Raw genomic sequence first — 21,539 nt, 5'->3', positions numbered from 1 at the left:
TTTGGCTAGCTTTTAGCCAAATTTACTCACTTCTCTCCGAAGTCTTTTCCAAATTCTTGCACATTATTTAGATCGATCGGCTTTTGCACCACATCATTTGGATCAGGTGCGACGATGATCTCATTGCCTTTTTTCTTCTTTTCTGGCTTTGTCATCACATCTTCATTTACGCTTGGATCAGAGCATAAATTTTGGCTTTTTATCGCTTTTATGATCTCGCTTAGCTCTAGATTATTTATCACTTTGATATTTAAAATAAGCACGTCATCGATGTCAAGCGAGTGCTTTTTGGCTGCGTATTTCATAAAGAGCTCTTTAAATTTCTCTTTTCCCATTGAGGTGAGGATATCCTCTACGTAAAAACTGCCAACAACGACGTTTAGTGCATCAAGCACGTAGGCTTCGTTCTCCTCCACATCACGTCCGACAACTTCAAGGTTCATGCTTATCTTTTTTGTTAAATTTTGTCCAGCTTTTGAGTAGATATCTGTTTGAAAGTCACTCACTTTTAGCACATCTGCAAATGCAAAAACGCCAAAAACAAGGCTTAAAAGTAGCTTTTTCATAAACTCTCCTTAATATGCAAAAATACGTTTTCTTGGTAAAATTTCTTAACTTCGTCGTCAATTTTAACCACTTTTCTTAAATGCTGCCTAAAATCACTTTTCTTATCATAAAAAAGTTTTAAATTTTTAGGATTTACCGCGCGAGAAAGTGCGACGTAGAGCTGTCCTTTGGCAAAGATGTGATTGATGTTGCAAATGAGCGAATTTATACTCATGCCTTGTGACTTGTGGATAGTTAGCGCATAGGCTAGCTTAAATGGAAACTGATAAAGCGAGGCTTGCACGTTCTCTTCGATCTCATCTTCGTTTAAATTTAGCGCGCAAAAGTTGTAGGCGCACTTTTCTATCTCGCATATCTCGCCACTATCTTTTTGCACGATGACGCTTGAGATCACGCCTTTTTCTTTTAAAATTTGCATGATCTTGCCCTGCTCGCCGTTGTAGTATTCACCCCATTTATTTGAAGTAAAGATGATCTTAGCCCCTATCTTCATCTCCAAATTTCGCGATATATTTAGCGTGTTTGCCCACTTTTCAAACTCTTTTTTATCTAAATTTTCATCCATAACAAGCACGTCTGAGTTTGAAATTTCAAGAGGCGCATTAAGCGCAAAAAGTCTCTTTTGATTTAGCATCTCAGCCTCTGCGTTTCTGCCAAAAAGCACGCTTGTCTCGCTATCTGGCTCAATGGCATCCACTCGCAGACCCTCGATGTAAGCTATCATCTCATCATCTAGCTCACCAACTCTAAGACGAGAGAGAATTTCATAAAATTTAAGATCATTTGTGCGTTTTGAGACGAGCAGCTCGACATTTGTAAATTTCATATCCTCCCACGCACTGGAGTTAAAGGCGTATAAAAAGTTAAAAAGTTTGCTCTCATTTTGCTCTTTTTGCACGGGCGGGAGCTGGTAAAAGTCGCCCACTATAAGCACCCTGCCCTTAAATTTAGAGGTAAGCAAGCGGTATCTTATCATCTCCATGACATTTGAGCTAACCATCGAAATTTCGTCTATTACAAGCAGATCGCAGGCATCTAGCATATTTCGTAGCTTGCTTAGCTTATCTTTTTGGCGGTAGTCAAGCCGTCTTAGCTCCTCGTAGTCCTTGCAGTAGCCAAATTTAAAAAAGCTATGCAAGCTCACGCCTCCAAGGCTAACAGCGCTTATGCCAGTTGAGCCAAGGATGACGACGTTTTTGAAATTTTCTTTGTAGTGTCTGATGATGGAGGCGGTTAGATAGCTCTTGCCGACACCGCCACCGCCAGTTAAAAAGACATTTGAGCGAGATAAAATTTCTAAAATTTGATCTTTCATCTACTCAAACATCTCTGGGCGATACTCAAAGTGCATCGTATCAAAGTGCTTCCAGCGTCCGCCCCAGATAAATTTATGCTTCTCAAATACTCGCACGATCTTTTCAGGGATCAAATTCTCATAGCCCTTGCTCCACTGCCAGTAGTGGCTCTTTTTTACATTTATATCGATTGCGATGCCGTAGCTGTGCGCGCTTAGGCGGTTTGTGCCAGCGATGATGCGCCACTTAAATGTCCCACCAGGATCTTTTAGGTACTCAAGCAAATTTGGATCGCTCTTTACCATCTCATTTAGCTCGTTGCTCACATCTTGCAAAGCAGCTGCAGCGCCATTTTTAGAGTTAAATTTTAAAGGCAAATTTAAAAAATCCTTTAGCCAGATTACATCAACTAAATTTGCTTTTACCGCGCTCTCGCTTGAGCCATAAATTTTGCCTAAAAGCTCGTAGTTTCTGCATCTACCAGCATCACTTAGTGCCGCGCTAAGTGGCGAAAACGCAGCGTAATCAAGCGCGTTCATATCCTCTATGTCAGCGCCAGTGCTGCACTCTTCATCTTTTTGTTTAAAATCATCATAGACTAAACTCGTGCCATCACTAAATTTAACCAAATTTTCTTCGATCTTTACGCCATAAGCTTTTTGTAATGCCGAGATCTTTCTAGCCTTATCTAGCATCCCTTGCTCAGGCCTCATTACATTTATAGAATCAACCTTAGAAATTAGCAAATTTGCACTTTGTATGTCGCTCCTGTTTTGACCGATATTTAGCGTAGTTATCGCGGTCGCTCCGATTAGCGCGCGGCCGTTGTTTGCAGTCTTTAGCCCCCAAGCATCATGCACGACGTAGATATCATCGCCCTTATATCCAGCATAGAGCATGATGTGACCCGGCAGATGCACGAGAGTGAGATATGGCACGCCCTTTTCTTTTATCTCTTTGCTCTTTGCAGCGTTGCTAAGACCTTTTAGATTGATCTTCTCTCCCATATTTGCCTGCGCCCTTGAGTTCCTAGGCAACCACACGCCAAAGCTTGCTAGCAAGTCTTTTGTAAAAAGCGAGCAGTCTCTTAGCTTATCCACCCCGCCCCAGCCATAAGGCTGAGTAAGAAGCGAGCTAAGAATTGTCTTTAAATTTGAGTCATTAAATTTAAGTGGAAAAAGGGCGCTAAAAGACTTTGGGAGGACAAACTCCCTAAGCATATTTCTTACATAAATTTTGCCGTAGTAGTTTTTGTCATCTTGCGCCAAAACTGGCAGTATCGCGCCGACACGCGAGTAAAATAAAAAGTTTCCACCCTTATCATAAACTGGCATCTTGTCAGTTTTTATCGTGACAAAGCTTGATTTTTGATAGGCAAGTGCCTCTTCATCGCTTATAAATTTGATATCTTCAACCTTCATCCAGCCCCAAACTGCGTCGTCACTCACAAACGCCCACGCCCTGTCTTTTGAGAGGTGCGATACAAAGAGCGGATGAGCGATGCTTAGGGTGGATTCTTGCAGATAGTCAAACGGATAGCCCTCACCTGGAGTTTGCGGGTTTAAAAATATCGGCTCGTCGGTTGGGAAATTTCTTACAGCTGTGTTTGCTGAAGTTAGAGCATAAGCTGAAATTTGCAAAAAGCCAGCGAAATTTGCATTCTCCTTTTGTGCGTCAAACCAGCTTTGAGGTATCTGCCTAAAATTTGAGCCAAAATACTTTCTTTTCTCGCTTGGTTTATATACATTAAACGCCCAAAAAGCGTCGTTTGGGTTAAATTTCACGCCTCTTAGAGTAAAAACCTTAAACCTTCTTTTTAAAATTTCATCTTGAGCAAAACTCGCACTTTGCATATTTTGAGGTAGCGACGAGGCGTCTTGTTTTACTTCAAATTCAAGCAAGCTGATGCGCTCATTTGGCTTATAGACATTTTCGTCTGGCAGGGCATTTTGCTGCTTGTTTGGCTCTGGTTTTGTTGTCTGCGAACAACCCAAAAACAAAGCAACACTAAGTGCTAAAAATATACCTTTTTTCAAATTTCTTCCTTATCCTTAAATATAGCTTCGACGATCAAAACAAAGATATAAAACATCTTTTCATCGTTGTTTTTGCAAATTTGCTTCATCGTCTCGTTTTGATCCTTGACCTTTATATCGTTTGATCTTAAAATTTCTACAACATCTGAGCCAAATTTCTTTGAAAGCTCGCCCACTTTGACATCATTTAGTGCGTTTAAAAACCTTGTCGTGTTGCAGTCCATCTGAACTGGCTTATGCTTTAAGATATTTTTAAACTCAAGGCTTAGCTTTTTTAGCTTTTTCTTCTTGACGTAGCTGTGGATTATGGTGAAGACAACCAAGCTAAAACCAAAGAAAATGTGCAAATTTAGCGAAAACTCGCTCATCTCTCCCTTTAAAAAGAGCACACCACTTACAAAAAGTCCCACCACGCAGGCAAAAAGTAGCAGCAAGATGATGTATTTAAAGATCACCTCGACCATGACGTTATCTTTTAGCCTCTCAAACATCAAGCCGCCCTATCTCATCTTCGCTAAAAACTAAAATTTCATTTTCTTTTAGCATTTTTGCCGCTACGCCGTCGCCAAAGATTAGCTTTTTACTAAAGCTTCCATCATAAATTTGCCCGCTCCCGCAGCTTGGGCTTCTAGCTTTTAAAATAGCCTTTTTGCAGCCATTTAGCTTAGCTATCTTTAGGCAAATTTCAGCCCCAAATTTAAAATTTTTGCTCACATCTTTAGCTGTTTTTGTGACAACTAAGCCATCTTTCATCTCAGCTGGCTCTCTTGGCGTGCTAAGTCCGCCAAAAACCTCTGGACAGATAAAAAGCAGATGATATCTCTTTGAAATTTCATCCAAAACGCCTCTATCCAAAAGGTTATTTTCGCCGTTAAATTTGCAGTTTATGCCAGCCATACAAGCGCTTATTAAGACCTTTTCTCTCAAAGTCCAGCTTCTTTTAAAAGCTCGCTAGCATAAATTTCACGAAGTTTGCTTGAGATTTCGCCCACTTTTGCGCCATTTATCGCCTTGCCGTCAGCATAGATGACTGGCAAAAGTATGAGCGTAGCAGCCGAGATAAAGACTTCATCAGCCGCGTAAACCTCGTCCATGCTAAATTTGCGCTCTTCTATCTTTAGGCCGATATCTTTAGCGATCCTTAAAAGCCTCATGCGGCGGATCCCTGGCAAAATTTCATTTGAAAGTGGCTTGGTGATGAGGGTTTTATCTTTGATGATAAAAGCGCTCGAGCTACAGCCCTCTGTGACAAAGCCGTTTTCTACCATAAAGCCCTCGTCCGCACCCTTTTTGTGAGCCTCATTTTTAGCGTAGCACTGGGCTAGAAGTGAGATTGATTTGATATCTCGCCTTTTCCACCTTATGTCCTCGACGCTTACCACTTTTATGCCAGTTTTTGCGGCTGGGTTGTTTAAAATTTCACTCTCGTAGCAAAAGATAAAGACGCTTGGGGTTAAATTTTTCATAAAATAGAAATTTCTAAACGCCACGCCTCTTGTTACTTGCATGTAAATTCCACCCTCTTTTAAGGCGTTTTTGGCGATCATCTCATTTAAGATCGCTTCAAATTTGTCTTTTTCATAAGGCAGGCTTATATCTATCTCGTTTAAGCTTCTCTCAAATCTCGCCCAAAAGCCCTCTTTATCAACCATTTTTGAATTTATCACAGGCACCACTTCATAAATTCCATCGCCAAATATAAATCCTCTATCAAACGCGCTAACTTTTGCCTCATCTTTTGGCAAAAACTCGCCATTTAAAAAGACCGTTTCTAAAGCTTTATCTGCCATTTTTAGCTCCTTAAGTTTGTGCAAATTGTATCTAATTTTGTTTGAATTTATAGATTTTTAGATACAATGAGCTGAAATTTTTAAGGTAAAAAGTCTATAAAAAATGAAAGAAAATCTAAGAAACACTATCATTAAAAATATTTTTTTCGTCTCAAAACAGCCAGTTTTATTTAGAGATTTGCTCGAAGCAAATGCCCTTTTTAACGAAGGTATGCTAGTTGATGGCGCAAAGCTAAATTTTAGATTTAACCACGTGAAGCTCTATCAAATTTACGCACTTATCTGCTTTGTAGTCTTGTTTCCGCTTCTCATCATCACGCACCACTTTTTAGCAAAGGCTGACGCGCACATCTCGATAATCGCAACCACCATCGTCACTTCAGCTGTTTTTATCGGCTTTGATATGTTTAAGGTTTGGGCAAGAAGAGAGATAAGCTTGGAGCTCATAAAAAAGGCTTGGAGCGTGCATTTTCCATATTTTGGATATGAAAAGTATTCAAGTAAGGTTGAAGAAATTTACAACACCGCTCTTAAAAATGACGTTTCAAAAAAAGATTTAGAACAATATATATATGAAAAGCTAATCTCTCAAAAAGAGAGCGCTGAGTAAATTTCATTTTGTTTTAAAGCAACTCGTAAAATTAGCTTTTTCACGTTTTCATCTTTGCAAAGCAGTTTCGCTTCTATATCACTTATGAAATAATATGGAAGTTTTTTTATCTTTTTATCTAGCATCAAAAACCTATCTGAGATGATTTTTATATCATTTTGCAAGGCGTTTTTCTCTTTTAACTCATCTAAATTTAGATAATTTCTAAGCTTAACCAGATCGCTATTTATATCATCAAGCTTGCTAGCTATAAATTTTGCATTTTTCATATTATCATCGTCTAAATTTTTACTAACTTTTATAGCGTAGTTTAGCTCATTTATCGAGCCTAAAACCCTTTTTTCATCCGTGCTAAAAGCATCTTTATTTGACTCATTTAGAGAAATTTGCACTAAATTTCTAAAGCCTATCAAGGCACTGCTTAAGCTATCTTTTATCGCCGTATAGTCATTTTTCCTAGTTAGCAGATAGGTAGCAAAAACTATCAAAAAGCCAGCCGCCACGTCAAGCAGTCTATCGACCATAAGGGCTAAAAAATCTCTTTTTATAAGCGAAAAAATAGCTGTAAATTCAAACATAAAAGCCGTTGCAAAGACGATTTGTTTGTATGATTTTAGATAATAAACCAAAAACATACCGATAAAGACAACCACGTAAAATGCGTATGATTCACCCATAAATTTCACAAAAACAAGTGCAATAAAAAAGCCGATAACTCCGCCAAGAAGACTATCTCTGCCAGCATTTTTTAAAGCATCTTCGTCGTTTTTGTTTAGGCTCATCACTGCTATGGCTATCCAAATTCCATGATTTATATGCGTCGCCTGTGCGATAAAAATGGCTAGCGACATGCAAATGGCAAGCCTTAAAGACTCTTTTAATATTTCATTTTTTAAATTTAGCTTTTTAAACGCCTCTTTTAGCGTGATCTTTTTTGTGTTGTTAAACGAGAGTTTGTCCTCTCCGCCCTCTTTTATAAGCAAAAATTTATCATAAAGCACACCAAGCGAGCTTGCAAAAATTTTAAAATTTGAGTTTTTAGCTAAATTTAGCGCATCAAATTTTAGCTTTGGAGTTTGATTTTTGAAAATTTTTTTAAGCTCAAAAAGGTTGTAAGCGATCTCATTTTTTACCTCATTTAAAAGCGCTTTATCATCGATCCTTTCAAACGAAGCGCCCAATGTTCGAAGCAAAAGAGCGATCTCTTCAACTTTATAAAAATAAAATAGCGCTTTGGCTTGATTTCTAACTAACTTAACATCTTTTATCTTTAGGCTTTTGTTTGCAAAAATTTCTTTTGATTTGTCAATCGAGCTCATCAAATCTGCAATGCTTGCGTAAAAATGGCTCGTGCCAAGCGCCTTGCTCGACAAGATGGCGCTGTCTAGCAAAAAGCTGATGCTCTTTTTAGTAAATTTGCCGTATTTTCCAAAATTTTCAAATTTTATGATGATGCTTAGCACGCCAGCCAAGATAAGTCCGCCGATACTATCAGCCACATTTAGCCCAACTGCGGCCTTTGTCACAAAGGCAACTAGGCCTGTTGCATTTACGGCGAGTAAAATTTTGTTTAAATTTGAGCTATAAATTTGGCTAATGCCTACCACAAATATCCAGACAAATACGATAAGCGAGAGCCAAACGCCAAGGCTGATAAATGGATCAACAAAGGGCATAAAAGCGCAAGAAAGCGCGATGTAAAGCAGCAAAAATGCAAATTTGCTCCTATCTTTGCACTCAAGCTCGCCAAGAAAGAAGATACCCATCGTGATATTTACAGCCATGATAGCGCCACTTAGATGAAAGAAGTAAAAACACAAAAAGCAGTTAAAAGCGATGGTTGTGGCAGCTTTTAGCGAGTAGATGAGCTGGAAATTTGCAGGGTCGTAGTAGCGGATAAAGCTTTTAAATTTCTTAATTATTTCCATTGACGCTCTTGCATATTGTTTAAAATTTGATTTTTATAACGCAAATTTTCAAGCTTTATGCTAAGAGCTCTGTTTTCTTCAAGGAGCATATCTCGTTTGCCGCTGATGTCGGCGATGTCTCTACTTATATAATAAATTTGATTTGCTATATAAATTTTTGGCAAAAATAGAGCCAGCGCTATAAAAACCGCCAGATAGACCATCACTAGCGTCTTAAAGCTTAAATTTACCTCACGTTTTTGCTCCTCGTCGTGAAGTGTTAGCAGCTCTTCTTTTTCTTGCATCTTTATCCTTTTATCTTAAAAACACGCAGTTTTGCGCTCTTGCTTCGTGAGTTTTGCGCTAGCTCACTTTGGCTTGCTGTTAGTGGCTTTTTGGTTAAAATTTCACCAAGTTCGTGGTTATTTCCGCACTCGCATCGGTAGACGCCAGGCGGGCAGATACAGCTATTTGCCCACTTTTTAAAGCGCTCTTTTACGATCCTATCTTCAAGCGAGTGAAATGTTATGATCACCACCAAACAATCTCTAAAACCACCCTTTTCTATACTATCAAGCAAATTTATTAGCTCATCTAGCTCGCCATTTACCTCTATCCTGATCGCCTGAAAAGCAAGGATCGCAGGGCTAACACCGCGCCCTTTTATTTGGGCTGTGCCTATTATGTTTGCAAGCTCTTTTGCGCTTGTTATCTCGCCTAAATTTCTAGCATTTATTATCTTATTTGCGATCCCAGAGGCATTTTTTAGCTCGCCGTAATCCCTAAAAATCCTAACTAACTCATCAAACGAGTAGTCATTTACCACGTCATAGGCGCTAAATCCTCGCTCTTTATCCATGCGCATATCAAGCGCGCTTGAGCCAAGGCTAAAACCCCTATCATCTTTATCTATCTGCAAAGAGCTAACGCCAATGTCAGCTAAAATCCCTCTAACGTTTGAAATTTCATCGCTGCTAAGTTTGCTAATAAGCTCAGAAAAATTGCTCTTATAAATTTTCACTCTACTGCCAAATGGCTCAAGTTTTTTGAGCGAGAAATTTATAGCTTCGCTGTCTTTGTCGCAGGCGATCAAATTTAGATTTTCATTTTGAGACAAAATGGCACTAGAATGTCCAGCATATCCAAGCGTGCAATCTATAAAATTTCCACGCAGGTCTTTAAAAAATGATAAAACTTCGTCAAGTAAAACGCTAATATGCGGACTTTGCAACACTGCCTCTTTAATGAAATTAGTGTGAAAATTTATCGAAATTTTACTTAAAAAGCTATCATTACATAAAATTTTACACAAATTTTAAGATAGCTTAAATATAATCACCCAAACATAGGAGAAAAAATGGACTTATTGCACTCAACAAATGAGATAAAAAAGATATCTCTTTCGATGTTTCGAAAGAATTTTTTTGGTGTTTTTCATGGTTCTATCTCGGCAAGGGTAGAAAAAAATCAATTCATCATCAACAAGCAAAGTGCCATTTTTGACGACTTGCAAGATAGTGATCTAACACTTCTTTCATCAAAAAAAGACTACCGCTGGAATGATGCGAGCTTGGATGCTGATATACACTTAAACATTTACAAAAACATAAATGAAGCAAAATTTGTCTGCTACGCCATGCCTCCATACGTGACAGCTTATGCAATGAAACATGAAAAGATCGCACCAAAAGACTATTTTGGATGCATGAGATTTAATGAAATTTTAGTCTATGATCCAAAGCAGTTTGACGACTGGTATGAGCGTGCTGAGACAGAAATTTATAGAGCGATGATAGAGAAAAATACTAACGTCGTCGTGATCAAAGGATACGGCGTTTACGCGTATAGCAGGAGCCCTCAGCTACTTGCAAAAGATATAGCTTTGTTAGAAAATAGCTGCAAACTGCTTCATTTTACTGGTGATTACAGCGATTTTAGCATTTAAATTTTTGCTAACAAAGATAAAAAATGTTAGTAAAAATTTAGCAAGAAACGTTTTTATAAAGCCCCATTTTAAGCTTATTTAAGCCAAATTTCTATAAAATATCGCACAAGCTTTGTTAGTATTTTAAAGGAAGAACTTAATGTTATCTTGGATGCAAAAACATAAAAAATACCTAGTCGTGACAATTTGGGTAAGCACGATAGCTTTTGTCGGTGCTGGTTTTGTCGGCTGGGGCGCATACGATCTAAACAGCAACAGAGCTACTTCGGTAGCCAAAGTAGGACATAGAAATATAAGCGTTCAAGAGTTGCAACAAAAATACGATAGGTTATATCAGTACTACAACAATGTATTTGAAGGCAAATTAACTCAAGAGAAAGCTGAAGAGTTAGGCTTAGAAAATGCTGCACTTCAAGCCGCTATTCAAGAAAATTTACTATTAAATTTCGCAGACGACATCGGTCTTAGCGTTAATAAAGACGATGTTTTAAAATACATAATCGTCGATCCAACATTTCAAAAAGACGGCGTTTTTGACAAAAATTTATACTACGATGTGCTAAGAAGAGCTAGGATAAACCCAACTGATTTTGAAGACAATCTAAAACTAACTATCTTACTAGATAAACTTAGAACTATTTTAAATTTACCTGCAAGCAAAGAAGATATCGCCATGATGGAAGCTAGCTTTTTCATGCAAGATAAATTAGCCGTAAAAGTAGTAAATGCTGATCAAAACGAGATCAAAGTAGATGAGAAAGAGCTAAAAGATCTTTGGGAGATAAATAAAAATAACTTTATGACAAAGACACTTTATGGCATAGATACATACTTTGTCGAGTCAGAAAAAAGCGATGCAAACGAAAGCGTTTTAAAATCTTACTATAACGAAAACCAAGATAAATACAAGGGTTCTGATGACAAGATAAAACCTTTTAGCGAGGTAAAAGCTGAGGTTAATAAAGACTACAACATAGAGCAAAGCAAAACTAATGCTTTAGAAAAGTATGTCGCTGTTAAAAAAGCTGAACTTGCAACTAATGGTTTTATAAGTGTAAATGAAGACAACGCTACTTTTTCACTTGATGAGATAAAGGGTGCAAAAGTTGGTGAAGTGATAAAACCATTTATTTATAAAGATGGCTATTTGATAGCTAGAATAAAAAGCATAACTCCTCCACAACCTATGAGTTTTGAACAAGCAAGAGCCAATGTGCTTGAAATTTACAAAAGCAAAAAAGAAAAAGAAATTTTAACAGCAAAAGCAAAAGAGACTCTACAAAACTTTAAAGGCACAGATGTTGGCTTTGTTAGCAGAGAGGTAAATGGCTCTATTGCGGGCTTAAATGAGAGCGATACAAGAGCTTTTGTATCTCAACTTTTTGACACTAACAACACAAAAGGTTATGTTATATTAGATGACAAAGCCGTAGTGTACGATATTTTGGAACAAAGATTGCTTACTAACAATATAAATAACAACTATAAGCAAATAACACAACAAAATGTTGCAATGCTTAAAAATAACGAGTTGATAAAAGATTTAACAAACAAACTTCTAAAATATTATGAAGTTAAAGAATATGTCAAAAGGTAAAAATTTTGAGTACTAGAATTTTAGGCATAGATGTCGGATCATTTCAAATTTGCGCTGTTATAGCAGAGCAAAATGATGATGGCATAAAGATAATAGGAATAGGCACAGAAAAAGCACAAGGTATAAAAAAAGGTGCTATAAATAACATCGAACTAGCTGCAAAATCTATAAAAAATGCGCTCATAGAAGCGCAAAAAGTTGCGGGCACACACTACGAAAGAGTAGTGGTTTCGATATCTGGCAAATATACTAAAAGCGTAAATAGCAGTGGCGTAGTAAATATACCAAATCATGAAATAGGCATAAAAGAGATAGAGCGTGCTATGCAGATGGCAGATCACAATGCCGAGACTTCCCCAGAATATGAAAAACTTCATGTCTTACCATATAACTTTAAAGTGGATGGACAAGAATTTATAGAAGATCCTATTGGTATGAATGGCACTAGACTTGAAGTGCAAACACATATCATAAGTATCCAAAAATCACAACTAAGCAACCTAAGAAAGGCTGTAAATTTAGCAGGCGTGCAGGTTGATAATGTAGTTCTTTCTGGTTACGCTTCAGCCATAGCAACACTAACAAAAGATGAAAAAGAACTTGGTGTTGCTCTTATAGATATGGGCGGCGAGACATGTAATATGGTAGTGCACGCTGGAAATTCACTAAGATATAACTCATATCTACACGTTGGCTCTGCAAATATAACTATAGATCTTTCAATGGCGCTTCATACTCCTTTGCCAAAAGCTGAAGAGATAAAACTAGAATATGGCAAGCTAGTAAATAAATCAGTTGATCTTATCGAGCTTCCAAGACTTGGCGATGAGCAAAAAACTCACGAAGTTTCACTTGATGTTATATCAAATGTCATCTCAGCTAGAGCAGAAGAGACTGTGATGGTACTTGCAAATATGCTTGAAGATAGTGGGTATAAAGATCTTGTTGGTGCTGGCATAGTACTAACTGGTGGCATGACAAAGCTTGATGGACTAAAAGACCTAGCTTCTGCGATATTTGACAACATGCCAGTTAGGATCGCTAGACCAAAAGAGATGGATGGTTTATATGAAATTTTAAGAGATCCAGCAAATTCTTGTGCCATAGGACTTTGTATGTATGGCGCTGGTGAATTTACACCTTATGAGATAGACTCAGAAAAAAAGATGAGATATAAGGGTGAGTTAAGATCAAAGCCAAAAGCAAATTTCAATATTTTTGAAGAAGAGAAAAAAGAGAAATTTGAAATAAAAAAACAGGAAAAAGATGATTTTGAAGAGGGCATTGAGCTTGTAAATATGGATATAAATTTAGAGCAAACAAACAACAAAAACGAGCTTGCAAATATCGCTGATATAAGCAAGCAAGAAAAAAAACCAAGTGCTTTAAAGAAATTTTGGCACAGCATGACACAACTATTTTGAGGAGAATTTTTACAATGAGCAACAGTTTCACAATCGAAGAGAACAAGAGCCTATATAGCGCAAAGATAAAGGTAGTAGGCGTAGGTGGTGGTGGTGGTAATATGATAAACCACATCATAAGAGAAAATCCAAATTTAGACATCGATCTAATGATAGCAAACACAGATGCTAAGGCACTTGACAATTCTCCTGCACACACAAAGATACAGCTTGGTGAGAAAAAGACAAAAGGTCTTGGCGCTGGTATGAGACCAGAAGTTGGCAAAGAAGCTGCACAAGAGAGCTACGAAGAGATAAAAAGCGCTCTTGAGACTTCTGATGTTGTGTTTATCGCTTCAGGCCTTGGTGGTGGTACAGGTACTGGCGCTGCTCCGGTTGTTGCACAAGCTGCAAAAGAGATAGGTGCGCTAACAGTTGCTGTTGTGACTATGCCTTTTTCATTTGAGGGTAAAAAGCGCAGCAAACTAGCTGATATCGGTCTAAGCGAGCTTAGAAAAGAGAGCGACTCTATCGTTATCATACCAAACGACAGACTTTTAACTTTGATAGATAAAAAATCAGGCATCAAAGAGAGCTTTAAAATGGTTGATGAAGTGCTTGCAAGAGCGGTAAATGGTATGTGTTCTATCGTGCTTGACTCTGGTGTCAGCGATATCAACCTTGACTTTGCTGACGTAAAAACAGTTATGAGCCACAGAGGTCACGCTTTAATGGGCGTTGGCGAGGCTTATGGCGAGGGTGCAGCTCAAGAAGCTATCAAAAATGCTATCCAATCTCCATTACTTGATAACATGAATATAAACGGAGCGCTTGGCGTTTTAGTTCATTTTAAAATGCATCCAAACTGCTCACTTGATGATCTTCATAGCGCAATGTCAATGATCGAGGAGGCATCTGATGACGATGCTGATGTGATCTTTGGTACAACAACCGATGAAAACATAGAAGACAATAAAGTCGAAGTTACTATCATCGCAACAGGTTTTAAAGGTGCTGAAAAAGAAAGCGAAGAAAAAAAAATAGCCCAAGAGCCTGAAAACGATCTTCTAAATAAAAATATCGTTTTAAAAAGAAGAGTAAGCGGTGGATATAACAGCGATGAGTATATCTCTCAGCTAGATATCCCATCATATCTTCGTCACCAAATGGACTAAGTCCTAGCTAAAAATTCTCCTGTTAAATTGCAAGTTTATCTTGCAATTTACCTTTTTATATATTCAATTTTTAACCATTACCTAGCAAATGCCTAAAATTATATTCTATAACTCGCATTATTTTTAGTTTTCACTTGTATAAATTTATTTGTAAATTTATTAAAAAGTTTAAGCACTCCCAAGCAAATTTAACTACGCTTTATGATATTTTTAAAATTTAAAGTAGAAGTTTAAGAAGAAAAGCTAGAAATTTGCCAGCAAAGCCAAATTTCTAGCCAAATTTATTATTGCACTCCAAGTTGTGCTTTTACAAAGTCGCTTGCCATTTGGATATTCCACTCTGGCTCCCAAACTAGGTCGATCTCACACTCTTTCACACCCTCCACGCCAAGCACAGCCGTTTCAACCCAGCCAAGTATCATCTCATGAAGTGGACAAGACTTAGTTGAAAGCGTCATCATCACCTTTGCTTTGCCGTTTTCATCGCAGCTCGCATCATATATGAGCCCAAGTGAAACAATGTCAAAGCCAACCTCGGGATCGACGATATTTGACAAAGCATCATAAATTTTTTCTTTCATTTTTTATCCTTTAAAACCAGTAAATTTAAAAACATTTATCATATTTATAGCAAGCGAAATGATGCTTAAAGCCATAAAAATCATGCTTGCATAGACCAAATTTCTCATCTCAAAGCTAACTGCCAAAGGGTAGCAAACAAGCGAAATGGCATTAAATACTATGGCAAAATATGCAGCCTTTTTTAGTATCATCGCATCAAGCAGTGGCACTTTTGCCTTGCCAACAAATGGTGCCACATAGTGATACCAGATGAGAAACGGCGCGATCTTATAAAGATGAGCCACGATAAAGGCAAACAAAAAGCCATATATCATAAAAAATGCAGCCAAATTTAGCTTTTCAAAAATCATAAATATAGCAGCCATAAGCAAAGCAAGCAGTGAAAGAGCGATATTTACATTCCAGTAGTCATACGCCTTTCTCACGCGCTTTTTCAAGATATAAAAGGCCTGAGCTATAAAAAGTAAAGCTGCCACAGCCACCGCAAAAATCGCTAAATTTTCATCAACCGCCAGCAAAACTCCAGCCAAAATATAAGAGGCAAGAGAGGCTTTGCTAAGTGTAAATTTAAGATCATGAGCCAAAGCAAACATCGGTAAAAGCACGCTTGCAGCCCCAAGTATCACGAAAAATACAAATCCCAGCACAAAATATACGTGAAATTTTAACGTCATCATAAAATCAAGCATAAGTGTGCCACCAAGTATCATCACTAAGCAAAATCCAAGCGTTATACCAACTAGCAAAAATATCGCCGAGGCAAAGAGCGCAAAGGCCGCAAAGCTTTTTTTTTGATTATCCATAAAGCTTAGCGCATAGGTCGAGCCAAAAAAGAGAAGCGTGCCAAAGAGAAAAACTCCGCCGATTTGCAAAATCCTAGCCTCGCCAAATATCATCGCATAGCTCATAGCAAGCAGTGATAGGCAAAAGATGACTAAATTTAAAATAGCCCCCTTGACCGTGAAAAACGGCTTTTCTAAGATGACTGAGGTTAGCTGATATAGCGCTCCGATGATGATACTCATCACAAAGCCCACGAAAAATATATGCAAAAAGCCAGCCGTATTTAGCGAGCTAATCGCCTCAAAATCAGCGTAAAAAAAGGCCGGGACGCTAAGCGCTAAGAAAAAAATGCCAGCGATAAAGTAGCCGCCAACTAGCTTAAATGGCGGCGCATAAGTGTTTAAAAGCATCTTAGTGGCAAAGGCTAGTGTCTATGTTTTCTATGCTAGCGCCATCTTTTAGGCTAAAAGTCATCTTCACAGCCCCGCCTTCAAGGTCCTCGCGCTTAATGTCAAAGCTCTTTTCTATCTTTGGGATGAGCCCAGCTGGAAATTTGTGATTTACCATCACGATCTTTGTGTTTTTATCAGCAAATTTTATAGCCAAAAGCGCGTTTATCATAGGCTCTGGCGGCACGCAAGGACGTGAGTCAAAGCCAACAAAATTTACAGCATTTTCACTAAATTTATAAAACGGCACCGTCGCACCATCGACGCTAAACTGCTCTGCATTTTTGAAAAATTCACTCATTTTTTCTCCTTTTAATTTTGGAGAATTATACTCTGATTAAACTTTTCAAACCATTGATTTGCTTCAACAAAAGGCTACTTTACGTAGGGGATAAACTCCTCGTATCCAAGCCTAGCCATATCTTCAAGCGGTATAAATTTAAGGCTTGCGCCATTTATGCAGTACCTTAGTCCGCCCCTATCGCTTGGTCCATCGTCAAAGACATGCCCAAGGTGCGCATCGCTGTTTTGAGACCTAACTTCAACCCTTTTCATCATAAATGAGTTGTCCTCGCTATACGCAAGCGCCGTTGTCGTGATAGGCTTTGTAAAGCTTGGCCAGCCACACCCTGCGTCAAATTTATCAGCGCTTGAAAAGAGCGGCTTGCCACTGGTGATATCGACATAGATGCCCTTTTTGTCAAATTTATCATACTCGCTGCTAAATGGCCTCTCAGTCGCCGCCTCCTGCGTCACGGCATACTGCTCGCTACTTAAATTTTTCTTTAGCTCCTCTTTGCTAAGCGGCTTAAATTTAGCCTCATCATAAAGCGGCTTATTTGCCAAATTTAGATCTATATGGCAGTATCCAAAAGGGTTTTTATCAAGATAGTCTTGATGATACTCCTCGGCAATGACGAAATTCTTAAGTGGCGCCACCTCAACCACGATCTTATCTTTAAATTTCTTTTGCTCTATCTTCATAAAACTCTCAATAACTGGCAGATCATCCTTGCTAACATAGTAAATCCCACTTCTATACTGCCTGCCGACATCATTGCCCTGTTTATTTAGCGAGGTCGGGTCGATCACTCTAAAAAAATGAGCCAAAATTTCAGCCAAAGCGACCCTGTTTTCGTCAAATTTCACATAAAGCGTCTCGGCGTGATCGCTCTCATGTAGCTCACGGTAGCTTGTGCTCTCGCTCTTGCCATTTGCGTAGCCCACCTTCGTATCCACCACGCCAAATATCTTTTTAAAATAACCCTGCATCCCCCAAAAGCAGCCACCTGCTAAATAAATTTCTTTCAGATTTTGCCCTGCCATCGTCTGCTCCTTTAAAAACTCATCTTTTGCCATCAAATTTACACCCAAAAACACCACCAAAACCAAGAGAAAATTTAATATCTTTTTCATGTGAGCTCCTTTTTTTGAAGGATTATATAAAATTTAAAGTTATAAAGTGTGAAGCAAGGGGCAAACGCCCCTAAATTTTAGTGTAAGAAGTGTCTAACGCCAGTGAAATATAGCGACATGCCGTGCTCATCGGCAGCCTCTATCACCTCATCATCTCTGATGCTACCGCCTGGCTCGATGACGCATTTTACGCCCACTTTGCTAGCGATGTCGATGCTGTCTCTAAACGGAAAGAAGGCCTCGCTTGCAAGCACGCAGCCACCTAGATCGATCTTTAGCTCTTTTGCCTTTGCCACGGCCGCACGAGCAGCATCCACACGGCTAGTCATACCCATGCCAATAGCCACCATCGCGCCATCTTTTACATAAACTACGCAGTTGCTCTTCGTTAGCGCAGCCACTTTCCACGCGATCTGAGCGTCTTTTAGCTCGCTGCCAGTTGCAAATTTCTTGCTCATTTGCTTCATATTTTCAAGCTCTTCGTCTTTTACGAAGTCTCTTTCTTGAAATACAAATCCACCATCGATGTGCTTAAAGTCAAATTTATCATTTGCACGGACTAAAAATTTATTATCCTGAGTGAAAATTTTGATGCGTTTTTTACTCTCAAATACCTTAAGCGCGGCATCATCAACATTTGCAGCGATGATCACTTCAACGTAAATTTCATTTATCTTTTTAGCTAGCTCCTCATCAAGCGTGCCATTTATCGCCACCACGCCGCCGTATGCTGAGATCGGATCGCACTTAAGCGCTGCCACGTAGCTCTCAAGCAGCGTATCTTTTACCGCAAAGCCGCAAGGGTTAGCGTGCTTGATGATAGCCACTGCCGGAGCGTCATCAAAGCTAGTTGCAAGCATTAGCGCGCCATTTATATCGGTCATATTATTGAAACTTGCCTCGCCTTTAAGAGCTCTAAAGTTGTTTGTGAAGAAATAATCAAACTCATAAAGCGCGCCTTTTTGGTGTGGGTTCTCGCCGTATCTAGTGTCAAAAACCTTGCTTCCCACGATAAATCTAGCATCGCCAAAACCGCCATTAAATCTATCGTTCATATAGTTTGCGATCATGCTATCATAAGCTGCTGTATGCTCGAAGGCCTTTATCATCAGCGATCTTCTAAACTCGTAATCATCGCTTTTTTCTTTTAGGCGCTTTAAAATTTCATCGTAGTCAAGCACATTTGTGACTATGAGCACGTCTTTAAAGTTTTTAGCAGCACTTCTGACCATAGCTGGGCCGCCGATGTCGATATTTTCGATGATTTCGGCAAAGTCATCAGTCCTAATCGTAGTCTCTTTAAATGGATATAAATTTACGCAAACTAGATCGATGTCCTCGATACCATACTCCTTCGCCTGAGCCACGTGCGTAGCGTCATCGCGTTTGTGCAAGATGCCACCATGGATCTTTGGATGAAGGGTCTTTACCCTGCCCTCAAACATCTCAGGTGACGCCGTAAATTCGCTAACCTCAGTGGCTTTGACGCCCTCAGTCTTTAAAAGTTTATAGGTGCCACCAGTTGAAAGTATCTGCCAGCCAAGCTCTTCTAGCCCCTTTGCAAACTCTACAATGCCCTCTTTATCGCTAACGCTAAGCAACGCTCTCATTTTTTCTCCTTTATTAATTTTTTATCTTTTTGTTAAACACATACCTTTTACAAGCAGAAGCTGCCCCATTTTTATATCCTTTGCGATATTTTTTATCGATAAGGCTTCTAGCGTAACCATAACATTTGCAGCAGCATCTATATAATAGTCTTTTCTTTCTACAAAGTTTTCACGCTCTTGACCAACAATATCAACGCTAAAAGCATAGCTTGAAATTTGATTGCCATCAAAATAACTCGCATCCAATACGCTTAAATTTACAGGTTCCTCTTTCTCAAGCGCCTCGCATATCGGCTTTTTCGAGCTAAATTTCATCACCTTTATGCCACGATCATACGAAAAGATATACTCACTAATTTCATTTAATTTTTTTGCTTGAACTGACATAATGTCGCTCTTGTTGCCATCTTTATCGACAAATATTATGCTCACATTGCTATCTTTAACATCGTAGTTGCTGATGACCAACCTTTGATCTTGATAAAGCTCGCTTTGTGTAAGCTTAAATTTTATCTCTTTTCCATCTATATTTACCACTTTAAAATCATTACAAAAGCCAGCCACAGCCAAAAGTAAAATCACAAATTTCTTCATCTAAACTCCAAATTTCTCTTTTAATCGCCCATAAGCCTCATTTATCTCCTGAAGCTTTTTGGTTGAACGCTCTATCACCTCTTTGCTCTCACCTCTGCCCATCAAAATGTCAGGGTGATACTGTCTCACAAGCTCTTTGTAGCGAGCCTTTATCTCATCAAGGCTTGCATTTTTACTAAGTCCCAAAACCTCAAATGCATCGTTTTCTTGGCTTATCTCATCGTGATCTGCCCCAAATCTCGAGCCATAAAAGCTATCAAATTTATAGATTATCTCATCAAGCGTCTCTTTGTCGATGCCAAATCCATAAGCGATATTTCTTATAACATCTTGCTCGCTCTTGTTAAATTCTCCGTCTATATAGGCTAAATTTAGAAAAAAAGTGAGCCTAGCCACGCAGGTATCGTAGTTTAGATTAAATGCGCGCTTGTAGTTTCTAGCGGTTTCATAGGCGTTATCTACATTTTCTTTTTGGCTGTTATAGACCTCTTTTAGATACTCACGCACGCCGCTAACTTTCTGACTTAGATCATCAAGCACTTGAGTGATCAGTCTAGCCTCTAGCTCGCTAACTCTACCGTCACTTTTAGCGACTTTTGCAAGCAGTGAGACTAGAAATTTAGCCTCATTTACATTTGCTTGTTTCTTGCGGTTATTGCCTATTTGCACGCTCATAAAGAAAAATATCGCACCGCCTAATATCAGTAAAAACAAAACTCCAGACATATTACCACAAGTGATAGATCGTATTTTTTATCTTGCCATTTACTAGCTCATTTTTGCGCCATGAGCTCTCGTCGTTCATCACATTCCAGCGGCGCTCCTCAGGGCGATAAAACCAGTCTTTATCGATCTGATAGTAAATTTGCTTGCCGTTTGTCTCGATAATGTTTGCGATGTTGTTATCGTGATAGCTGTTCTCATCGTAGTCGGTAAAGGCACGCTGCCCCATCTCTGAGTAAAGTAGCGTTAGCTCCTGAAGCATCTCGTTTAGATCATCGTCCATCTTTTTGACATGCAGACCGATCTCCTGCGCCTCACGAAAGAGTATCGGATACTCGTGTGCTGGGTAGTCTGCGTTTAGTCTCTCTGAAATTTCAACTATCTTTTTATCATCATCTATGTGATATCTAAGTAGTTCAGAGCAAATTTTAAGTGAGAGCGAGCTAGCACGATCAACCGCACCAAAAACTAGCGGATGGATATACTCATATAGCGAGTTGTAGGGGTTTGTGTCGTTTGGTCTATCTTTGTCCTGCTCTTTCCAAAGCTTCACCACACGGCTAAGCTCGTCCATAGAGACGCTAACAAGCTCGTTGCCCTTGTTTGTAGGGCTTAGCTCGTGTTTTAAAGAGGTATCAACTGGCGTTAGATAGGCAAGTGGGCCCATCACGATCTCGTTTGCGCCAAGCGCCATCATCGTAGCAGCTGAAGCGCAGTTTGATGGGATCAGTGCTATTAAATTTTTGCAGTAGTTTCTAAGGGTGCTAATGATCCTAAGCGCAGCTATACCGCTTCCGCCATCACTTTTTATGAAAAGATAGGCAGTATCTATCTTTTTACCCTTTAAAATTTCATACATTGCGCTTGCATCGTTGCCGCAGACATTACCAGCGTTTGAGTTGTAGTAGGTTATCAAAGGGGCATTTAGCCTTTTTTCGATCGTACTTATCAAATTTTGAGTATCGCTAAAGAGCACTGGTGGTTTCGCCACGCCCTTTTTCTCGTTTTGCTCTACTTCCTTTTCTCCGCTTACTTTTTCCTTTTTAGAAAACATCTC

22 protein-coding genes are annotated in these 21,539 nt (G+C 38.9%); 5 read left to right on the top strand and 17 right to left on the bottom strand.

Going from position 1 to position 21,539, the window contains the following annotated elements:
- Positions 1-26: 26 nt before the first annotated feature.
- From F3G98_RS04615 to F3G98_RS04590, 6 genes are read right to left on the bottom strand one after another with little or no spacing between them, the layout of a single operon-like run.
- Positions 27-566 (bottom strand): hypothetical protein, encoded by a 540-nt coding sequence (locus F3G98_RS04615; RefSeq protein ID WP_021089839.1) that lies wholly within the window; start codon positions 564-566, stop codon positions 27-29.
- Positions 563-1,882 (bottom strand): ATP-dependent DNA helicase, encoded by a 1,320-nt coding sequence (locus F3G98_RS04610; protein ID WP_103608854.1) that lies wholly within the window; start codon positions 1,880-1,882, stop codon positions 563-565. The genes F3G98_RS04615 and F3G98_RS04610 overlap by 4 nt, the downstream gene beginning before the upstream one ends.
- On the bottom strand, positions 1,883-3,898 hold the full coding sequence (locus F3G98_RS04605; protein ID WP_149725811.1) for a bifunctional C40 family peptidase/M15 family metallopeptidase: 2,016 nt from the start codon (positions 3,896-3,898) through the stop codon (positions 1,883-1,885). It abuts the gene before it with no gap.
- Entirely contained in the window at positions 3,895-4,389 is a 495-nt protein-coding gene (locus F3G98_RS04600) for a chemotaxis protein (RefSeq protein WP_149725810.1), read from the bottom strand. The genes F3G98_RS04605 and F3G98_RS04600 overlap by 4 nt, the downstream gene beginning before the upstream one ends.
- Positions 4,382-4,825, bottom strand: a complete 444-nt coding sequence (locus F3G98_RS04595) for a 2-thiouracil desulfurase family protein (protein WP_149725809.1) — start codon at positions 4,823-4,825, stop codon at positions 4,382-4,384. Before F3G98_RS04595 ends, F3G98_RS04600 begins: the two co-directional genes overlap by 8 nt.
- Positions 4,822-5,688, bottom strand: coding sequence for a D-amino acid aminotransferase (locus tag F3G98_RS04590; protein WP_149725808.1), 867 nt, complete (start codon positions 5,686-5,688; stop codon positions 4,822-4,824). Before F3G98_RS04590 ends, F3G98_RS04595 begins: the two co-directional genes overlap by 4 nt.
- Positions 5,689-5,791: 103 nt before the next feature.
- Between F3G98_RS04590 and F3G98_RS04585 the strand changes: the two genes are divergently transcribed.
- Complete coding sequence (locus tag F3G98_RS04585; protein ID WP_087581839.1) at positions 5,792-6,298, top strand: hypothetical protein; 507 nt, start codon at positions 5,792-5,794, stop codon at positions 6,296-6,298.
- On the opposite strand, the gene F3G98_RS04580 is transcribed toward F3G98_RS04585, so the two are convergent.
- Genes F3G98_RS04580 through rsmH form a run of 3 tightly spaced genes read right to left on the bottom strand, consistent with a single transcriptional unit; the run spans position 6,277 to position 9,436 of the window.
- A complete protein-coding gene (locus tag F3G98_RS04580; protein ID WP_149725807.1) occupies positions 6,277-8,226 on the bottom strand; it encodes an FUSC family protein in 1,950 nt (649 codons plus the stop codon). The genes F3G98_RS04585 and F3G98_RS04580 overlap by 22 nt on opposite strands.
- Positions 8,217-8,510, bottom strand: coding sequence for a hypothetical protein (locus F3G98_RS04575; protein WP_002940285.1), 294 nt, complete (start codon positions 8,508-8,510; stop codon positions 8,217-8,219). Before F3G98_RS04575 ends, F3G98_RS04580 begins: the two co-directional genes overlap by 10 nt.
- Positions 8,511-8,512: 2 nt before the next feature.
- Entirely contained in the window at positions 8,513-9,436 is a 924-nt protein-coding gene (gene rsmH, locus F3G98_RS04570; protein WP_149725806.1) for a 16S rRNA (cytosine(1402)-N(4))-methyltransferase RsmH, read from the bottom strand.
- Positions 9,437-9,562: 126 nt separating this feature from the next.
- Between rsmH and F3G98_RS04565 the strand changes: the two genes are divergently transcribed.
- The 4 genes from F3G98_RS04565 (at position 9,563) to ftsZ (ending at position 14,325) form a co-directional block, all read left to right on the top strand.
- Entirely contained in the window at positions 9,563-10,150 is a 588-nt protein-coding gene (locus F3G98_RS04565) for a class II aldolase and adducin N-terminal domain-containing protein (RefSeq protein ID WP_002940326.1), read from the top strand.
- A 139-nt stretch (positions 10,151-10,289) separates the two neighbouring features.
- Positions 10,290-11,747: a peptidylprolyl isomerase gene (locus tag F3G98_RS04560; protein ID WP_149725805.1), complete on the top strand. Its 1,458-nt coding sequence runs from the start codon at positions 10,290-10,292 to the stop codon at positions 11,745-11,747.
- A gap of 5 nt (positions 11,748-11,752) precedes the next feature.
- Positions 11,753-13,171, top strand: coding sequence for a cell division protein FtsA (gene ftsA, locus F3G98_RS04555; RefSeq protein WP_149725804.1), 1,419 nt, complete (start codon positions 11,753-11,755; stop codon positions 13,169-13,171).
- Positions 13,172-13,185: 14 nt separating this feature from the next.
- Positions 13,186-14,325, top strand: a complete 1,140-nt coding sequence (gene ftsZ, locus F3G98_RS04550) for a cell division protein FtsZ (RefSeq protein WP_012001610.1) — start codon at positions 13,186-13,188, stop codon at positions 14,323-14,325.
- Between the two features lie 284 nt (positions 14,326-14,609).
- Here the strand turns inward: ftsZ and F3G98_RS04545 are convergent, their stop codons facing one another.
- The 8 genes from F3G98_RS04545 to F3G98_RS04510 form a co-directional block, all read right to left on the bottom strand.
- Positions 14,610-14,906, bottom strand: coding sequence for a metal-sulfur cluster assembly factor (locus tag F3G98_RS04545; protein WP_149725803.1), 297 nt, complete (start codon positions 14,904-14,906; stop codon positions 14,610-14,612).
- A gap of 3 nt (positions 14,907-14,909) precedes the next feature.
- Positions 14,910-16,100, bottom strand: a complete 1,191-nt coding sequence (locus F3G98_RS04540) for a peptidase M50 (RefSeq protein ID WP_149725802.1) — start codon at positions 16,098-16,100, stop codon at positions 14,910-14,912.
- Position 16,101: 1 nt separating this feature from the next.
- Positions 16,102-16,440, bottom strand: coding sequence for a hypothetical protein (locus F3G98_RS04535; RefSeq protein WP_103650196.1), 339 nt, complete (start codon positions 16,438-16,440; stop codon positions 16,102-16,104).
- 74 nt (positions 16,441-16,514) lie between these two features.
- Entirely contained in the window at positions 16,515-17,555 is a 1,041-nt protein-coding gene (gene msrB, locus F3G98_RS04530; protein WP_149725801.1) for a peptide-methionine (R)-S-oxide reductase MsrB, read from the bottom strand.
- A 77-nt stretch (positions 17,556-17,632) separates the two neighbouring features.
- Entirely contained in the window at positions 17,633-19,165 is a 1,533-nt protein-coding gene (gene purH, locus F3G98_RS04525) for a bifunctional phosphoribosylaminoimidazolecarboxamide formyltransferase/IMP cyclohydrolase (protein WP_149725800.1), read from the bottom strand.
- Between the two features lie 21 nt (positions 19,166-19,186).
- Positions 19,187-19,759, bottom strand: a complete 573-nt coding sequence (locus F3G98_RS04520) for a hypothetical protein (RefSeq protein WP_149725799.1) — start codon at positions 19,757-19,759, stop codon at positions 19,187-19,189.
- Positions 19,760-20,485, bottom strand: a complete 726-nt coding sequence (locus tag F3G98_RS04515; RefSeq protein WP_103635589.1) for a TerB family tellurite resistance protein — start codon at positions 20,483-20,485, stop codon at positions 19,760-19,762.
- Position 20,486: 1 nt separating this feature from the next.
- On the bottom strand, positions 20,487-21,536 hold the full coding sequence (locus F3G98_RS04510; protein WP_002940400.1) for an SDH family Clp fold serine proteinase: 1,050 nt from the start codon (positions 21,534-21,536) through the stop codon (positions 20,487-20,489).
- Between the last annotated feature and the right edge of the window lie 3 nt (positions 21,537-21,539).

Source organism: Campylobacter concisus (assembly GCF_902460895.1).
GTDB lineage: Bacteria > Campylobacterota > Campylobacteria > Campylobacterales > Campylobacteraceae > Campylobacter_A > Campylobacter_A concisus_BC.
The sequence above is the reverse complement of the archived record's forward strand: the minus strand, read 5'-3'. Positions and strand labels throughout refer to the sequence as shown.

Bases quoted from the DNA above. Each gene is read 5' to 3' on its own strand.
- F3G98_RS04615 (WP_021089839.1), bottom strand. From the start codon at position 566: ATGAAAAAGCTACTTTTAAGCCTTGTTTTTGGCGTTTTTGCATTTGCA.
- F3G98_RS04610 (WP_103608854.1), bottom strand. From the start codon at position 1,882: ATGAAAGATCAAATTTTAGAAATTTTATCTCGCTCAAATGTCTTTTTA.
- F3G98_RS04600 (WP_149725810.1), bottom strand. From the start codon at position 4,389: ATGTTTGAGAGGCTAAAAGATAACGTCATGGTCGAGGTGATCTTTAAA.
- F3G98_RS04590 (WP_149725808.1), bottom strand. From the start codon at position 5,688: ATGGCAGATAAAGCTTTAGAAACGGTCTTTTTAAATGGCGAGTTTTTG.
- F3G98_RS04585 (WP_087581839.1), top strand. From the start codon at position 5,792: ATGAAAGAAAATCTAAGAAACACTATCATTAAAAATATTTTTTTCGTC.
- F3G98_RS04580 (WP_149725807.1), bottom strand. From the start codon at position 8,226: ATGGAAATAATTAAGAAATTTAAAAGCTTTATCCGCTACTACGACCCT.
- F3G98_RS04575 (WP_002940285.1), bottom strand. From the start codon at position 8,510: ATGCAAGAAAAAGAAGAGCTGCTAACACTTCACGACGAGGAGCAAAAA.
- F3G98_RS04565 (WP_002940326.1), top strand. From the start codon at position 9,563: ATGGACTTATTGCACTCAACAAATGAGATAAAAAAGATATCTCTTTCG.
- F3G98_RS04560 (WP_149725805.1), top strand. From the start codon at position 10,290: ATGTTATCTTGGATGCAAAAACATAAAAAATACCTAGTCGTGACAATT.
- ftsZ (WP_012001610.1), top strand. From the start codon at position 13,186: ATGAGCAACAGTTTCACAATCGAAGAGAACAAGAGCCTATATAGCGCA.
- F3G98_RS04545 (WP_149725803.1), bottom strand. From the start codon at position 14,906: ATGAAAGAAAAAATTTATGATGCTTTGTCAAATATCGTCGATCCCGAG.
- F3G98_RS04540 (WP_149725802.1), bottom strand. From the start codon at position 16,100: ATGCTTTTAAACACTTATGCGCCGCCATTTAAGCTAGTTGGCGGCTAC.
- F3G98_RS04535 (WP_103650196.1), bottom strand. From the start codon at position 16,440: ATGAGTGAATTTTTCAAAAATGCAGAGCAGTTTAGCGTCGATGGTGCG.
- msrB (WP_149725801.1), bottom strand. From the start codon at position 17,555: ATGAAAAAGATATTAAATTTTCTCTTGGTTTTGGTGGTGTTTTTGGGT.
- purH (WP_149725800.1), bottom strand. From the start codon at position 19,165: ATGAGAGCGTTGCTTAGCGTTAGCGATAAAGAGGGCATTGTAGAGTTT.
- F3G98_RS04520 (WP_149725799.1), bottom strand. From the start codon at position 19,759: ATGAAGAAATTTGTGATTTTACTTTTGGCTGTGGCTGGCTTTTGTAAT.
- F3G98_RS04515 (WP_103635589.1), bottom strand. From the start codon at position 20,485: ATGTCTGGAGTTTTGTTTTTACTGATATTAGGCGGTGCGATATTTTTC.
- F3G98_RS04510 (WP_002940400.1), bottom strand. From the start codon at position 21,536: ATGTTTTCTAAAAAGGAAAAAGTAAGCGGAGAAAAGGAAGTAGAGCAA.